12 protein-coding genes are annotated in these 14,707 nt (G+C 62.6%); 10 read left to right on the top strand and 2 right to left on the bottom strand.

Going from position 1 to position 14,707, the window contains the following annotated elements; genetic code table 11:
* The first annotated feature begins 15 nt into the window (after nucleotides 1-15).
* The 5 genes from FNJ84_RS19380 to FNJ84_RS19360 all read left to right on the top strand — a co-directional run bounded on the left by FNJ84_RS19380 (nucleotide 16) and on the right by FNJ84_RS19360 (nucleotide 4,864).
* Nucleotides 16-777, top strand: a complete 762-nt coding sequence (locus FNJ84_RS19380; RefSeq protein ID WP_073068781.1) for a glucose 1-dehydrogenase — start codon at nucleotides 16-18, stop codon at nucleotides 775-777.
* 142 nt (nucleotides 778-919) lie between these two features.
* Nucleotides 920-2,827 carry an AMP-binding protein gene (locus tag FNJ84_RS19375; RefSeq protein ID WP_255471307.1) on the top strand — a complete coding sequence of 636 codons (1,908 nt, stop codon included), beginning with the start codon at nucleotides 920-922 and terminating at the stop codon, nucleotides 2,825-2,827.
* Nucleotides 2,824-3,678 carry an SDR family oxidoreductase gene (locus FNJ84_RS19370; RefSeq protein WP_073068759.1) on the top strand — a complete coding sequence of 285 codons (855 nt, stop codon included), beginning with the start codon at nucleotides 2,824-2,826 and terminating at the stop codon, nucleotides 3,676-3,678. The genes FNJ84_RS19375 and FNJ84_RS19370 overlap by 4 nt, the downstream gene beginning before the upstream one ends.
* A complete protein-coding gene (locus FNJ84_RS19365) occupies nucleotides 3,662-4,387 on the top strand; it encodes a helix-turn-helix domain-containing protein (RefSeq protein ID WP_073068762.1) in 726 nt (241 codons plus the stop codon). The genes FNJ84_RS19370 and FNJ84_RS19365 overlap by 17 nt, the downstream gene beginning before the upstream one ends.
* Nucleotides 4,388-4,408: 21 nt before the next feature.
* The gene (locus FNJ84_RS19360) at nucleotides 4,409-4,864 is read left to right on the top strand and encodes a PaaI family thioesterase (RefSeq protein ID WP_047998035.1); all 456 of its coding nucleotides are present in this window, start codon (nucleotides 4,409-4,411) and stop codon (nucleotides 4,862-4,864) included.
* Between the two features lie 21 nt (nucleotides 4,865-4,885).
* On the opposite strand, the gene FNJ84_RS19355 is transcribed toward FNJ84_RS19360, so the two are convergent.
* Together FNJ84_RS19355 and FNJ84_RS19350 are read right to left on the bottom strand one after the other, a co-directional pair.
* Nucleotides 4,886-6,406 carry a class I adenylate-forming enzyme family protein gene (locus FNJ84_RS19355; protein ID WP_143794849.1) on the bottom strand — a complete coding sequence of 507 codons (1,521 nt, stop codon included), beginning with the start codon at nucleotides 6,404-6,406 and terminating at the stop codon, nucleotides 4,886-4,888.
* A 22-nt stretch (nucleotides 6,407-6,428) separates the two neighbouring features.
* Nucleotides 6,429-8,462 carry an NADPH-dependent 2,4-dienoyl-CoA reductase gene (locus FNJ84_RS19350; RefSeq protein ID WP_047998140.1) on the bottom strand — a complete coding sequence of 678 codons (2,034 nt, stop codon included), beginning with the start codon at nucleotides 8,460-8,462 and terminating at the stop codon, nucleotides 6,429-6,431.
* A gap of 94 nt (nucleotides 8,463-8,556) precedes the next feature.
* Between FNJ84_RS19350 and FNJ84_RS19345 the strand changes: the two genes are divergently transcribed.
* Genes FNJ84_RS19345 through FNJ84_RS19325 form a run of 5 tightly spaced genes read left to right on the top strand, consistent with a single transcriptional unit; the run spans nucleotide 8,557 to nucleotide 14,704 of the window.
* The gene (locus FNJ84_RS19345) at nucleotides 8,557-9,738 is read left to right on the top strand and encodes an acyl-CoA dehydrogenase family protein (protein ID WP_047998036.1); all 1,182 of its coding nucleotides are present in this window, start codon (nucleotides 8,557-8,559) and stop codon (nucleotides 9,736-9,738) included.
* Nucleotides 9,735-10,514, top strand: coding sequence for an enoyl-CoA hydratase/isomerase family protein (locus FNJ84_RS19340; RefSeq protein ID WP_143794848.1), 780 nt, complete (start codon nucleotides 9,735-9,737; stop codon nucleotides 10,512-10,514). The genes FNJ84_RS19345 and FNJ84_RS19340 overlap by 4 nt, the downstream gene beginning before the upstream one ends.
* Nucleotides 10,515-10,521: 7 nt before the next feature.
* Nucleotides 10,522-11,682 carry an acyl-CoA dehydrogenase family protein gene (locus FNJ84_RS19335; protein ID WP_047998038.1) on the top strand — a complete coding sequence of 387 codons (1,161 nt, stop codon included), beginning with the start codon at nucleotides 10,522-10,524 and terminating at the stop codon, nucleotides 11,680-11,682.
* A 38-nt stretch (nucleotides 11,683-11,720) separates the two neighbouring features.
* Nucleotides 11,721-13,100 carry a phenylacetate--CoA ligase family protein gene (locus tag FNJ84_RS19330; protein WP_255471305.1) on the top strand — a complete coding sequence of 460 codons (1,380 nt, stop codon included), beginning with the start codon at nucleotides 11,721-11,723 and terminating at the stop codon, nucleotides 13,098-13,100.
* Nucleotides 13,097-14,704 carry an acyl-CoA carboxylase subunit beta gene (locus tag FNJ84_RS19325; RefSeq protein WP_143794846.1) on the top strand — a complete coding sequence of 536 codons (1,608 nt, stop codon included), beginning with the start codon at nucleotides 13,097-13,099 and terminating at the stop codon, nucleotides 14,702-14,704. The genes FNJ84_RS19330 and FNJ84_RS19325 overlap by 4 nt, the downstream gene beginning before the upstream one ends.
* Nucleotides 14,705-14,707 lie beyond the last annotated feature (3 nt).

Below are 14,707 nucleotides of genomic sequence, written 5' to 3'. Positions count from 1 at the left end.
GAGGAGGACATCCATATGCGAGGATTAAATGGAAAACGTGTCATCGTGACGGGTGGCGGCAGCGGAATCGGGCGCGCGGTGTGCGAACGTTTCGGCGAAGAAGGTGCCGAGGTTGCGATCTTCGATATGAATGAAGGCGGCGCGCAGGAAACGGCCCGTCTGATCCAGAGCGGCGGAGGAAAAGCCCAAGCTTACAAGGTGGACATCACCGACCGGGCTGAGGTGGACAAGGCTGTGGCCGCGTTCGAGGCTGGTGGTCCGATCGACGTGCTGGTGAACAACGCCGGCTGGGATGTGATAAAACCGTTCCTCGACAGCGATGCGGATCTGTGGAAAAAGGTCATCGACATCAACCTTTATGGTCCGCTGAACATGCACCACGCGGTGTTGCCCGGCATGGTCAATAACGGCGGGGGCCGCGTGGTCAACATCGCCTCCGACGCCGGCCGTGTCGGGTCTTCGGGCGAAGCCGTTTATTCGGCTTGCAAGGGCGGCATCATCTCGTTCACCAAAACCGTGGCGCGGGAACTGGCGCGCAAGGGCATTCAGTTGAACGCTGTCGCCCCCGGCCCGACCGATACGCCGCTGTTTGCTCAGGTTGCCGAGGGCGAGGCCGGTCAAAAGATCGCCGAGGGTCTCAAGCGGGCGATTCCGATGAAGCGTCTGGCGCAGCCGACGGATTATCCTGGCATCATCTGCTTCCTGTCGTCCGACGACGCCGGTTTCATCACCGGCCAGGTGATCTCGGTTTCCGGCGGCTTGTCGATGCACGGTTGACCGTGGGCGGGAGTGCCTGTCACAAGGTATTGCCGTCACGCCGTGTCCAGGGTTACCTCCCCGACTGGCCGCGCCAAATGCGCGGCCCTTTTTCCTTGTAGAAAGGTGGCGGATGTTTCAGCCAGACACTGACATTCAGCGATTGAGCACGCTGACCGCTTTTCTGAAAGACTGCGGCATTGACAGTTACGAGGATCTTGTCCGCCGCGCCATTGAGGAGCCGGATTGGTTCTGGGGCCGGATCATTGACCATGCCGGTATACGGTTCGGCAAGCCGCACACGGTGCTGCGGGATATTTCCGATGGGCCTGAATCGATCAGATGGGCCGTCGGAGCCACTCTGAATCTGACAGAAACCTGTCTCGACGCACGAATTCACGAAGGTCTTGGCGAAAAAACTGCGATCGACTGGGTCGGCGAAGACGGAAGCCGCCGCCGATGGACCTATTCCGAACTTGTCGCCGAAGCCGCCCGCGTCGCCTCGGCCCTTGACGCGCGCGGGGTGCAGCCTGGTCAGGCGGTGGGCATCTACATGCCGATGATCCCCGAAATCGAGGCTGCGCTGCTGGGTATTGCCCGGCTGGGCGCGGTCGCGGTGCCGCTGTTTTCCGGCTTTGCGCCTCATGCGATCATATCGCGCCTGAAGGATGCGGGTGCCGTGGCGGTGCTGACGGCGGATGCCTCACCCAGACGCGGCAAGCCGGTCTGGATGGAGGCGGTGCTGGCCGAAGCCCTGACCGAGGTGCCTTCCGTTCATACCGTGTTCAGCCTGCGGCGGTTCGGCGGCGCGGTGGCCGATCCGGCCCGCGATCTCGACTGGACCGAAGCTTTGGGCGCCGCCGACCCGGATTTCGCAGCGGTTGCCGTCAAGGCCGAGGACCCTTTCCTCATCGCCTATACCTCGGGCACGACAGGCCGGCCCAAGGGCGTTGTGCATACCCATCTCGGGGTGCAGGCCAAGGCAACGGCGGATATCCTGCTGTGCCTCGACATGAAACGCGATGACCGCCACCTGTGGATGACCGACATGGGCTGGGTGATGGGGCCGCTCACCCTGCTATCGGTGCTGCTGTCCGGCGCCACGCTGGTGCTGGCCGAGGGCGCGCCCTCTATCCCCGGCGATCCCTTCAGGCTGTTGCGCATTGCGTCCGAGATGCAGGTGACCCACATCGGCGTTGCCCCCACGCTGGTGCGGCAATTCATGACGCAAAGCCCCGAGCCACTTTTGGCCTATGACTTGGCACGCCTGCGCATCGTCGCCTCGACCGGCGAGCCCTGGACGGAAGAGGCCTGGCTCTGGCAACTCGACCATATCTGCCGACGCCGCGCTGTGCCGCTGAACATTTCCGGTGGAACCGAACTGTTCGGCGCGATCCTGACCTCAACTGTGCTGCACGAAATCAAGCAGGGCGGTTTTTCGGCCCAGGCCCTGGGTGTGGGCGCGCGCGTACTGCGCGAGGATGGCCACGAGGCCGCGCCGGGCGAGGTGGGCGAACTGGTCGTGACCCAGCCGCCTCTGGGGCTGACCCCGGCGATCTGGGACGACCGCGAGCGGTATCTCGAAACCTACTGGTCCACCTATCCCGGCATCTGGCGGCACGGCGACTGGGTGCGCCGCGACCCTGACGGCACCTGGTATATCCTCGGCCGCTCGGACGACACGCTGAACATCGCCGGTAAACGCATCGGCCCGCCCGAGATCGAGGCGGCGCTGACCGGGACCGGCGAGGTGGTGGACGCCGCCGCCATCGCCGCGCCCGACGATATCAAGGGGGTGGCCGTGGTCTGTATCTGCGTCGCGGCGCCGGGGGTGTCGCCCAATGCGACGCTTGTCGAACGGCTCAAGGACCGGGTGGGCGAGGTCGTGTCGAAACCCTTCCGCCCGCGCGAGATCCATTTCGTCGAGGCATTGCCCAAGACCCGCACCATGAAGACGATGCGCCGGATCGTGCGCGCGGCCTTCCTTGGCGAGAATCCGGGCGATCTGTCGTCGATCAGCAACCCGAAAACGATCCAGCCCATTGCAGACCTGCGAAAGGATAAGACATGATCACCGTTTTCGGAGCCACCGGCACCACCGGCGCCCCCCTTGTCGACACGCTTCTGACCAAGGGCGCGACCGTGCGCGCTGTCACCAGCAACCCCGCAAGTCTGGACGCTCTGAAGGCCAAGGGATGCGAGGCCGTCGTCGCGAGTTTCACCGATCCCGCCGCGCTGGCGCGGGCCTGTAACGGGGCAGAAAAGATATACCTGGTCACGCCTGCCCATCTGGACATGCGCCAGTGGAAGGCGAACGTGATCGAGGCCGCCAAGGCCTCGGGCGTGCGCCATGTCGTTCTGGCCACCGGGCTGGGTGCGTCGCCCAAGGCGGGGCTGACTTTTGGAAAGTGGCACTCCGAAACCCAGGAGCTGCTGAAGCAGGGCGGGCTTGACTGGACGTTCGTCCAGCCGACCTATTTCATGCAGAACCTGTTCTGGCAGACCAGCAACATTGCCAAGAACGGGGTGTACCACGATGATCTGGGTGGCCCTGTAGCCTGGATCGACGCCCGCGACATCGCGGATGTCGCCGCCGAGACATTGACCGCCCCGGGATTTGAGGGCAAGTGTCTTGGGCTGACCGGCCCCGAAGCGCTAACCGGCGATGACATCGCGGCCCTTTTGTCCGAAGTGACAGGGCGAAATGTCACCTGTGCCCCCCTGTCGGCCGAGGATGCGAAAGCGGCCATGGTGGCTGGCGGGATGCAGGATGAGGTCGCCGGAGCCATGGTCGAACTGGCCTCCATAGCGCCTAAGGGCTACCTTGCCGGCATCGAGACAACGGTCAGCGACGTGTTGGGCCGCCCGGCCCGTCGATTTACCGACTTCATCGCTGAGAACCGGGATGCGTTCGTCCAGTGACCTGGCGGCGGCGCCGCTTTATCTTGAAATGGCGCCGCCCCTGAACGCAGCGTCCCAGATCAACCATCTTTTTGTGTTCCGCGATATGGGTGTACTGAGCGGACGTGGAAGCGGGCGGTTCGCGACCGACCTCTTTACCCTTTCGATAACGTGCGACGACAGCGGCGGGGCGCGCGGATCGATGGCACCACCGCGCCCGGGTTTCACGCCCCGCCTAATGCCATTCCATGGTGTCGTGGCCGGGCTACGGCTGTCGTCAAGACCGGAGCGTTTGCCCGAGGCCGAGGAAATGAAACCGTTGGCTTCAGCTCTGGCGCGCGTTCAGCAGAGCGACGAGGCGCTGCCGTTGTTGGTCACTATGCTCGACGAACTTGCAAAGTGTCTGCGTTTTGCCGCGTCACCCGGGCTGTGCAGTGCCCGGACGGAACGACGTAAGGTCCGAGAGGAAACCAGCGTGTCACGACGGCGACTCGCTGCCTCACGGCGCTTTCGGAGGTTGCTTGGACAACTCGCGACGCAGACCGTGTCCCTGACAGATCTGGCGCTGGATGCCGGATATTACGATCAACCTCATATGTCCGCCGCCTGCCGTGCCTTTGCAGGAAAACCACCCCGCGCACTTCGCTTACAGGCGGCACAGTGCGGTTTTGGCCGTTCGCTACAAGATGCGCGCCTCAAGGATCGGCTAATCTTGGTCATCAATGAATGAAATTCAGGAGGGCAGCACGCCATGACGCCATTCGAACCGAAAAATCCTGCCTATGACGCACGCGTACGCGACAGTTTCAATCGACAGAATGTGATGCGCACGCTTGGGATCAGGATTGCCGATCTTACCCCCGGACATATCGTCCTAGAGATGGCCCACAGTGCTGATTTCACCCAACAGCATGGGTTTCTGCATGCCGGAGTCGTTTCGACCGCGCTCGACAGTGCGTGCGGCTATGCCGGTTTTTCGCTGATGCCCGCCGATGCCGCGGTGTTGACGGTGGAATTCAAGATCAACCTGCTCAACCCGGCGGACGGCGAACGGTTTCGCTTCGTTGCCGACGTGGTGAAACCGGGAAGGAACCTGACCATCTGCGAGGCACGCGCCTATGCCACCAAGGGAGGACAGGAAAAGCTGGTCGCGACGATGACCGCGACGCTGATGGCGCTGGTGGGGCGGACGGGCGTGGCGGGGTGAGGGCCGGGCACCGGGCGAGGGTCAGGCCTTCAACCGGGCTTCGAGGGCATGCCGCTGGACCTTTCCGCTGGTCGATCTGGGGAAATCGTCGAATGCGATGAAAAGCAGCTCGCGCGGGCGTTTGTAGCCTGCCAGACTTTCGCGGCACAAATTCATCAGCGCATCCGCATCCGGTCGGTCATTGCCGCAGGCGACAAAGGCCACCGGGGCTTCGCCCCGTTTCGCGTCGAACGCCCGCACCACCGCCGCTTCGACAACAGACGGATGCGCCAGAAGCACGCGCTCGATTTCCGCCGGATAGACGTTCTCGCCGCCGGTCTTGATCAGGTATTTCACCCTGTCCACAAAGTCGATCGTGCCATCGGGATTGCGCCGGAACAGATCGCCCATGTGGAAGAACCCGTTGCGAAAGTCTCGGGCATTGGTGGCGTTGGCGTTCCAGTAGCCAGAGAACAGCGTCGGGCCGCGCATCGCCATTTCACCGGGCGTTCCGTCGGGAACGTCGCGGTCTTCAGGGTCAACCAGCCGGACCTCGCAGAATGCGCTGATCCGTTTGGACAGTTTTTCGGGTATGACACCGGGCGCGATCAGACCCGCGGTGCCAGGCGGCAAGCCGGTTTCGGTCGCCCCGAAGGAATTCAGGAAGGGCGTATCCAGAAGGCTGGTCAACTCCGCGATCTGATGTGGAGGCACCAGATCAGCCATCGCGCCGCAGACCTTGATCCCTTTCACCGGCAGCGGGTTGGCGCGCCGCTCGGCGATGAAGGCATCCAACGCGCCCGGCATCATCACGAACCAGCCGATACTGTGGCGTGACAGCGCCTCATTGATGACGGCAGGTTGCAACCCGTCCACCATCACCACCGTGCCGCCGCGCAAGATCGTCGCCAGCGCATGATCGGTGGACGCCATGTGAAACATGGGCGCCCAGGCGATGAAGCCCTCGCCGGGATCGAGCGCCAGTTGCGCCGCGAGGACCATGGATCTAGCGATATGGGCGCGGTGGCTGATCAGCGCCCCCTTGGGTCGGCCTGTCGTCCCCGATGTGTAAAGGATCGTCAGCCCGGCCTCGGGATCCTCCACCAGGGTTCCGGTGCGCGGATCTGGTTTGGCCCCAGCGATGGCCGCGTCCAGATCCGGCCCGATCTCCATGCATCGGGTAGCGGAGACCGCATGATACGCGCCGCGCAGGCCGGGTTCGACCAGCGCCAGAACCGGCTCGACCAGGTCGATGCAATGCCGCAGTTCATTCGGCGCAAGCCGCCAGTTCAGGCAGGCGACGATTGCGCCGATCCCCGCAGCGGCCAGTTCGGTTTCAAGATATTCCGCCCGGTTGTGGGACAGGATCGCGATCCTGTCTCCGGGCGTGACGCCTCTCGCCAGAAAGACGGCGGCCAGACGATCAACCCGCTCCAGCAACTCGGCGTAGGTCTGCCGTTTGCGACCGTCCTCGACGGCAAGAACCCTGGCACTGTCCTGCGCGCGGCTTCGAAAGATCGAATACAGATCGGTGCGTCCTGCGCGAAAAACCTCTGGCTGCATCGCATCCTCCCCTCATGCCAATTCAAAGACCCTGCGCCAAACGCACCCCTTCATCAATGGCGCGCAGCGCGTCAAGCTCCGCCGCCTCTTTTGCCCCGCCGATCATCGTGACGGTGACTCCGCGCCCGGCGAGGGCCTCGGCCAGCGCCCGCTCTGGCTCCTGCCCGGTGCACAGCACGATTGTATCGGCGGCGATGACCTTTGGCTTTCCGTCCATGAGGATATGCAGCCCCGCGTCGTCGATACGGTCATAGACCACGCCGCCCATGGCCTCGACCCCGTGTTTGCGCAGCGCGTTGCGCAGGATCCAGCCCGTGGAGACGCCAAGCCCTGCCCCCGGTTTCGAGGTTTTTCGCTGAAGCATGACCACCTTGCGACGCGAAGGTTTCGGTGCCAGCGGATCGCCCGCAAGACCGCCCGACGCGGCGAATGTCGGGTCTACGCCCCATGTCTCGCAGAATGCGTTGGTGCTGTGGACCTCTGCCGATCCGGTCACGAGGAATTCGGCCACGTCATGGCCGATGCCGCCTGCCCCCATCACCACGACGTTGTCACCCGCAGCACGTTCGCCGGACAGGATCTCGGCATAGGTGGCAACGCTCGGATGGTCCACGCCCGGCAGATCGGGAATGCGCGGCGTGACCCCTGTGGCGATCACTACATGGTCGAAACCGGTCAGATCATCCAGACCGGCCCGCTGCCCCAGGCGCAGCGTGACGCCGTGTTTGTGCATCTGGCCGGAATAATAGCGCAGGGTTTCGTCGAACTCGTCCTTGCCCGGCGCCGCACGCGCCAGGTTCAATTGACCGCCCAGCCTGTCATGGGCTTCGAACAAGGTGACGACATGGCCCAGCCGTGCCGCCTCGGCCGCCGTGGCCATGCCCGCGGCGCCGCCGCCGACAACCGCCACCTTCCGGGGTGAATCTGTCGGCGTGTCCCGGAATTCGGTTTCGCGGCCTGCCCGAGGGTTGACCAGACAGCTCACCGGCCGGTCGGAAAAGATAAAATCCAGACAGGCTTGGTTGCAGGCGATGCAGGTGTTAATCTCGTCCGCGCGGCCCTCGCGCACCTTCTTGACGAAATGCGGGTCGGCCAGAAAGGGCCGGGCCATCGAGATCATGTCTGCCTCGCCAGAGGCAAGGATGTCCTCGGCCATTGCGGGCGTGTTGATCCGGTTCGAGGCGACCACAGGAATGGACACTGCGGCCTTCACATTGGCCGCCGCCTGCCGCCAGGCACCTCGCGGAACCGGATAAGCAATCGTCGGCACGCGCGCTTCGTGCCAACCGATGCCGGTGTTCAGAATATCCGCCCCCGCCGCCTCGATCTTGCGCGCCAGTGCCGCAATTTCATCGGCAGGCGCGCCGCCCTCGACCAGATCAGCCGCCGAAATTCGGTAGATGACAAGGAAATCCGGCCCGCATTGGTCTCGCACGGCGCGCACGATCTCGACCGGAAAGCGATGTCGGTTCTCGGCGCTGCCGCCCCAGTCGTCTTCACGCTTGTTGGTATGCGTGACAGTGAATTCGTTGATGAGGTATCCTTCGGAACCCATGATCTCGACGCCATCGAACCCCGCGGCCTGGGCGTTGGCTGCGGCTTTGGCGAAATCTGCAATGGTGCGGCGAATATCGGCGTCGGTCATCTCACGCGGGATGAAACGGTTGATCGGCGCGCGAATCGGTGATGGCGCCACGCAGCCCTCGATTTTTGCGTAGCGTCCGGCATGAAGCAACTGCGCGCAGAACAGGCTGCCTTCGGCTTGGACCGCCTCGCAGATCGGACGCAGGTGCATGGCCTCGTCCGGGTCGTCGATTCGCGGACCTTCCGGATCGAACAGCCCCTCGGCATTGGGAGAAAACCCTCCGGTGACCAGAATCGCCGCCTCCCCCCGGGCCCGTTCAGCGTAGAACGCGATCTGTTTGGAAATGCCATCGGGCTCGGTTTCCAGCCGTGTGTGCATCGACCCCATGATGATCCGGTTTCGCACCATGTGTGTGCCTGCGCGGATGGGCGAAAGCAGGTTTCCGAAGCTTTCCCTTTGCGTGTTTCCCATTGTGAACATCCTCCTCAAATCTTTGCTTGAACTATATTCTAACATTCGTTAGATTTTTGGGAAGAGTATATTTCGGTCACGGGGAGGAGCGCCGATGCAATTCCAGCCAACAGAGGATCAAAAGGCGTTTCGCGAAACCGCCAAGCGATTCGCCACTGAAAAACTGGCGCCCAGCTATCAGGAGCGCGCAAGCGGCCACACGTTTGACCGAGCGCTGATCCGCGACATGGGCGCGCTTGGACTAATTGGTGCCGATCTGCCGGAGGAATTCGGCGGACTTGGCGAAAGTTCGGTTACTTCCGGGCTGATCGTCGAGGAAATCGCCTATGCCGATTTCAACGCAAGCTATGTTCAGCTCCTCGGCTCTCTCATGGGGGGGATGGTGGCCAAGCATGCTTCCCAGGAGATCGCTTCGGAATGGGTGCCCAAGGTAGTCTCGGGGGAGGCCGTCATTGGCTTGGGCCTGACCGAACCGCGCGGCGGTTCGGACGCGGCGAACCTGATCCTCAAGGCCACGAAGTCCGGCAACGGCTGGCGGCTGAACGGCGAGAAGACCTCGATGAGCTTTGCATCCCAAGCCGATGCGGCGGTAGTCTTTGCGCGTACCGGCGATCCGGACGGAGGCTCACGCGGGGTCAGCGCGTTTTTTGTCGATCTGAACCAGGAGGGCATCAAGCGTACCCATTTCGACGACATCGGCACCAAGCCGGTCGGACGCGGATCAGTGTTTTTCGACGATGTGTTTGTGCCGGCCGAAAGCATGATGGCCGAACAGGACCGCGCTTTCGGCACGATCATGGCGGGGTTCGACTATTCCCGCGCGCTGATAGGACTGGAATGCCTGGGCGCGGCACAGGCATCGGTGGACGAAACCTGGGCCTATGTCCGGGAACGCGAGGCGTTCGGCGCCCCCATCGTGCAATATCAGGGCGTCAGCTTCCCGCTGGCAGAGGCCGAGACGCAACTTACCATGATGCGGCAGCTTTGTTATTATACGCTGGATCTGCGCGACCGCGGCCTGCCCCATACCTCCGAGGCGGCGATGTGCAAGTGGTATCTGCCCAAGACCGCCTGCGAGATCATTCACCAGTGTCTGATCCTGCACGGGCATTACGGATACACCACCGACCTGCCCCATCATCAGCGTTACAACGACGTGCTCGGTCTGCAGATTGGCGACGGCACCGCGCAGATCCAGAAGCTGGTGATTGCCCGCGAGAAGGTCGGGCGGCTGGCGCTGCAGTATGACAAGAAGGCGAAGGGAGTAGCGAAATGAGCGCTCCCGTCGCCGTAACCATCGAAGGTAGCGTCGGCATCATCGAGCTGGCTCGACCAGAGAAGTTCAATTGCTTGTCGCTCAAGGTGCATGAATGCATTTCGAACGCGCGCGCCAGGTTCGAGGCCGAACGGAATGTTCGGTCGATCCTGATCCGGGCACAGGGCAAACATTTTTGCACCGGAGCCGATCTGACTGAGGTGAAGGGCAAACTGAACGATCCCGCCGCGCTGGACCATTTCATCGCCTTTGGCATGAACAACCTGCGCGCACTCGAATCCTCCTCCCTCCCTGTCGTAGTGGCAGTGCAGGGCTTGTGTTTGGCCGGCGGGGTCGAACTAATGCTAGCATGTGACGTGTGTTTCGGAGCCGAGACGGCGCAGTTCGGCGATCAACATGCGCAATTTGGTCTGATACCCGGCTGGGGCGGTTCGCAGCGTCTGACGCGGCTGATGGGACAACGCCGGGCGCTTGACTTGATGTTTTCGGCTCGCTGGCTGAAGGCCGAGGAGGCCAAAGAGGCGGGTTTGGTCAATTACATCGTGCCGGATGCGGATCTGCACAAGTCCGCGCTGGAATACTGCCAAAAGATCGCGACCCGGTCGCGTCCCGGTATCGCCGAGATGAAGCGGCTGGCACGGGAAGGTGCGGACTTGGGCATCGACCAGCAAATGCGGCTGGAGCGTGACGCCGCCGTGCGCGCGTTGCCCAGTGATGACGTGGCCGAGGGGCTCGACGCATTCGAGAACCGGCGCGCCCCCGAATTCAAGACTTGAGGAAAACATGGAATTCACTTTGAACGACGAACAACGCCAGATCTACGAATACGGCGGTCAGTTGGCGCAAGAATTCGACAACGATTATTGGCTGCGGCATGCCCGGAAACATGAATTTCCCAGGGACATGTTCCAAAAGATTGCCGATGACGGCTTTCTGGGCATCATGGTTCCCGAAGAATACGGCGGTGCCGGGCTTGGCATGACCGAGATGGCCCTGTTCATGGAAGGCACGGCCAATCACGGCATTCCGCTGCTGATGATGGTGGTCGGCCCGACCATGTCGCTGGCCCATATCGCCAGCCACGGCACCGAGTTCCACAAGAAAGAGCTGCTTCCAGCCGCCTGCCGGGGCGAAATCCAGTTCTGTTTCGCGATCACCGAACCGGGGGCCGGGTCGAACACGATGAAGTCCACCACGCTGGCCAAGCGCCGGGGCAACCGGTTCAGCCTGACGGGGGAAAAGACCTTCATCACCGGGGCCGATGTGTCCGACTATTGCCTGGTTGTGGCGCGGACCAAGCCGCACACCGAGGTCAGCCGCAAGACCGACGGGTTCACCCTTTTTGCCGTGGACCTGAAAAAGAAGGGCGTCGCGCAACAACGGGTGAAGATCTCCATCCCCTTGCCCGAAGAACAGTGGACCCTGTTTTTCGACGAGGTGGATCTGGGTCCCGAGGACGTGGTCGGCGAAGTGGACGAAGGGTTTTCCATCCTGTTCGACAGCCTCAACCCCGAGCGCATCATCCTGGCCGCACTATGCTGCGGCATCGGCCGCTTCGCCCTGAACAAAGGTGTGGCCTATGCGTCCGAACGCAATGTCTTCGGTCAACCCATCGGGGCGCACCAGGGTGTGCAGCACCCGATGGCCAAGGCCTACACCGCCATTGAAATGGCCAGCCTGATGACCCGTCGCGCCGCGTGGGAGTTCGACAACAAGCTGCCCGCGGGGGCCTCGTCGAACATGGCCAAATACTTCGCCGCCGAAGCCGGGATCGAAGCGGTGGACGCCGCACTGCAGGCGCATGGCGGATCGGGTTTCACCGAGGATACCGGACTCTACGAGATGTATCCGCTGGTGCGCCTGTTGCGTACGGCACCCGTGAACCGCGAGCTGTGCCTGAGCTTCATCGGCGAAAAGGTCATGGGTCTGCCGCGGTCCTATTGATCGCCCGGCCGGGAATGGAGGATAATATGCAATTTAGAATGCGCTTCCGGCGGGAGGATGCCGCCGACAAGGTAAACGATCACTTCTGGCACCCAGTCGAGGGCACGCCGCTCGAGGAGGTGCGCCGCATTCAGGAAGAGCGGCTGCGCGATCAAATGGCCTATCTCAAGGTGAACTCGACCTTCTATCAGGAGAAGTTCGCCGAGGCCGGTGTGGAATTCGGCGATATCCGCACCATCGAAGATCTGCAAAAGCTGCCCTACACATACAAGACCGAGATTCGCGAAAGCCTCGCGGCAGAGCCGCCCTTCGGCAAGCACCGCGCCGCGCCGATGGCCGACATCATCCAGATGCAGGCCTCGTCGGGGACAACCGGCAGCCCCGCATATGTGGCCCTGACCGAATCCGACGCCGAGATGTGGCACGAGATGACGGCGCGCTGTTTCTTTGCCAACGGCGTGCGGCCCGGCGACATGGTGCTGCATGCGTTTTCGCTGGCCAAGGGCTTTGTCGGCGGCATCCCGGTGATGCAGGGACTGCAATACATGGGTGCGATCGACGTGCCGGTGGGGGCGGATGGCGGCGCGGAAAGGCTGCTGCGCGCTTGTGCGGACACGCGCCCGCGCTGTATCGTCGGCGCACCTAACTTCGTTCTGCAACTGGCTGAAAAGGCTCCGGAAGTGCTTGGCTGCAAGGCCAGCGAGCTGGGCGTCGAGCGGGTGATCGTGGGCGGCGAACCGGGCGGCGGCATCCCGGCGATCCGCGCCAAGATCGAAGCGGCCTGGGGTGCCAAATGCACCGAGATGCTGGGGGGCACCGATCTGGGCGTGACCTATTGGGCCGAATGCGACGCGCAATCGGGCATGCATATGGTCAACATGGACTACATCATCACCGAACTGCTCAATCCCGAAAGTGGCGAGATCATTCCTTGGAAAAAAGGCGCCGAGGGCGAGATGATCTATACCGCGATCGGCCGGCGGGCAAGCCCGCTGGTGCGGTTCCGGTCGGGCGATTATATTGAGGTCATCGACACCGAGTGCTCCTGCGGCCGCACCGGCCCCAAGATCCGTTGCACCGGTCGGACCGACGACATGCTGATTGTGCGCGGGGCCAATGTGTTTCCTTCGGCGATCAACAGCGTGATCACAGAAATGGTGCCCGAAACCAATGGTGTCATGCGGATCGTGGCAGATTTCGAAGGCCACACTACTCAGGGCGCGCTGAAAGTGATCGTCGAACGCGGTCCCGGTCGCGATCCATCTGATGACAACGCCCTCAAGAATAAGATTGAGCAGCGCTTGCGCGATGCCCTCGTTTTCAGGGCCGACATTCGCCTGGTCGCGCCGGATACGTTTGAAAAACCCGGCGCAGCTAAGGTCGCCTTTGTCCTCAGAAAGTACCCGGACCTGCCATGACGAAAATGAAATCCCTTCTCGACACCGGGTCCGACGACTTCCGGAAAAACGATGCGCTTTACCGGGAAAAGGTCGGCGAACTGCATGCGCTTCGGCTGCTACAACGCGTCGGCGGCCCGGAAAATGCGCGGGAACGGCATGTCAGCAAAGGCAAGATCTTGCCGCGCGAACGGGTCGAGCGGCTGATCGATCCGGGAACGCCCTTTCTTGAAATCGGAGAACTCGCCGGGCTGAACAAATATGAAGGCGTGCCACCCGGTGCAGGGATCATCACCGGCATCGGCGTGATCGAGGGACGTCAGTGCATGATAATCGCCAATGACGCTACCGTGAAGGGCGGCACCTATTTCGGCATGACCTGCCGCAAACACGTCCGGGCGCAGAAAATCGCCTGGAAAAACCGTCTTCCGGTGATCACCCTGGTCGATTCCGGCGGGGCGTTTCTGCCGGAGCAGGCGAGTATCTTTCCCGATGAGGGGCAGTTCGGCTCAATCTTCCATCAACAGATCGGCATGTCGGGCGATGGCGTACCGCAGATCGCCGTGGTCATGGGGCCCTGCACCGCGGGCGGCGCCTATATCCCGGCGCTTTGCGACGAGGTGGTGATCGTGCGCGGTCAGGGCTTCATGTATCTGGGCGGGCCAGAATTGACCTTTGCTGCGACCGGCGAAAAGGTCGATGCCGAAACGTTGGGCGGCGGTAAGATGCATTCGTCCGTTTCCGGCGTGACAGACCATCTTGCCGAGGATGACGCGCACGCGATGGCCATCACCCGCGAAATCGTCAGCCACCTGGGCGAAAAACCGCAGCCGCGCAAGACGCCGACGTCGCCGCGCCCCCCTGCCTATCCGGTCGAGGAGATCTATGGCGTCGTCAGCCGAGACCCAAGGGTGCCGACCGACAACCGCGAGATTGTTGCGCGCCTTGTCGATGACAGCGATTTTCACGAGTTCAAGCCGCTTTTCGGCGACACCCTCATGACCGGCTGGGGCCGAATCCATGGCCACGAGGTCGGCATCCTGGCCAACACCGGCGTGCTCTTTGTCGAGGCCGCGCTGAAGGCTACGCATTTCATCAATCTCTGCGTCCAGCGCGATATCCCGCTGCTGTTCCTCGCGGATGTGAACGGCTTCATGGTAGGCCGCGACGTCGAGCAGATGGGCATTGCCAAGGCGGGCGCCAAGATGATCACCGCCATGTCTTCGGCGCGGGTGCCGAAGTTCACCATCATCACCGGCGGCTCTTACGGGGCGGGTTACCTGGCCATGCTTGGCCGCCCGTTCCAGCCGGACGCGATGTTCGCCTGGCCCACGGGCCGGTCCGCGATCATGGGGCCGGAACAGGCCGCCAGCGTGCTAGCGCAGGTGCGCGCCCAGATCAACGAACGCGAAGGCAAGAAATGGACACCCGAGGAGGAGGAAACCTTCAAGGCACCAATCCGCAAGGAATACGAGGATTTCCAGGGGGCCTACAATTTCGCCTCCAACCTCTGGATCGACAGCGTGATCGAGCCTGCCGAGACCCGGGACGTCATGGCGCTGATGCTGGACATCGCTTCGCGCAGGCCCAAGGTCGAAACGCATTTCGGCGTGTTCAGGATGTGAGGC

This window comes from Paracoccus sp. M683, assembly GCF_007096355.1.
Lineage (GTDB): Bacteria > Pseudomonadota > Alphaproteobacteria > Rhodobacterales > Rhodobacteraceae > Paracoccus.
The sequence above is the reverse complement of the archived record's forward strand: the minus strand, read 5'-3'. Positions and strand labels throughout refer to the sequence as shown.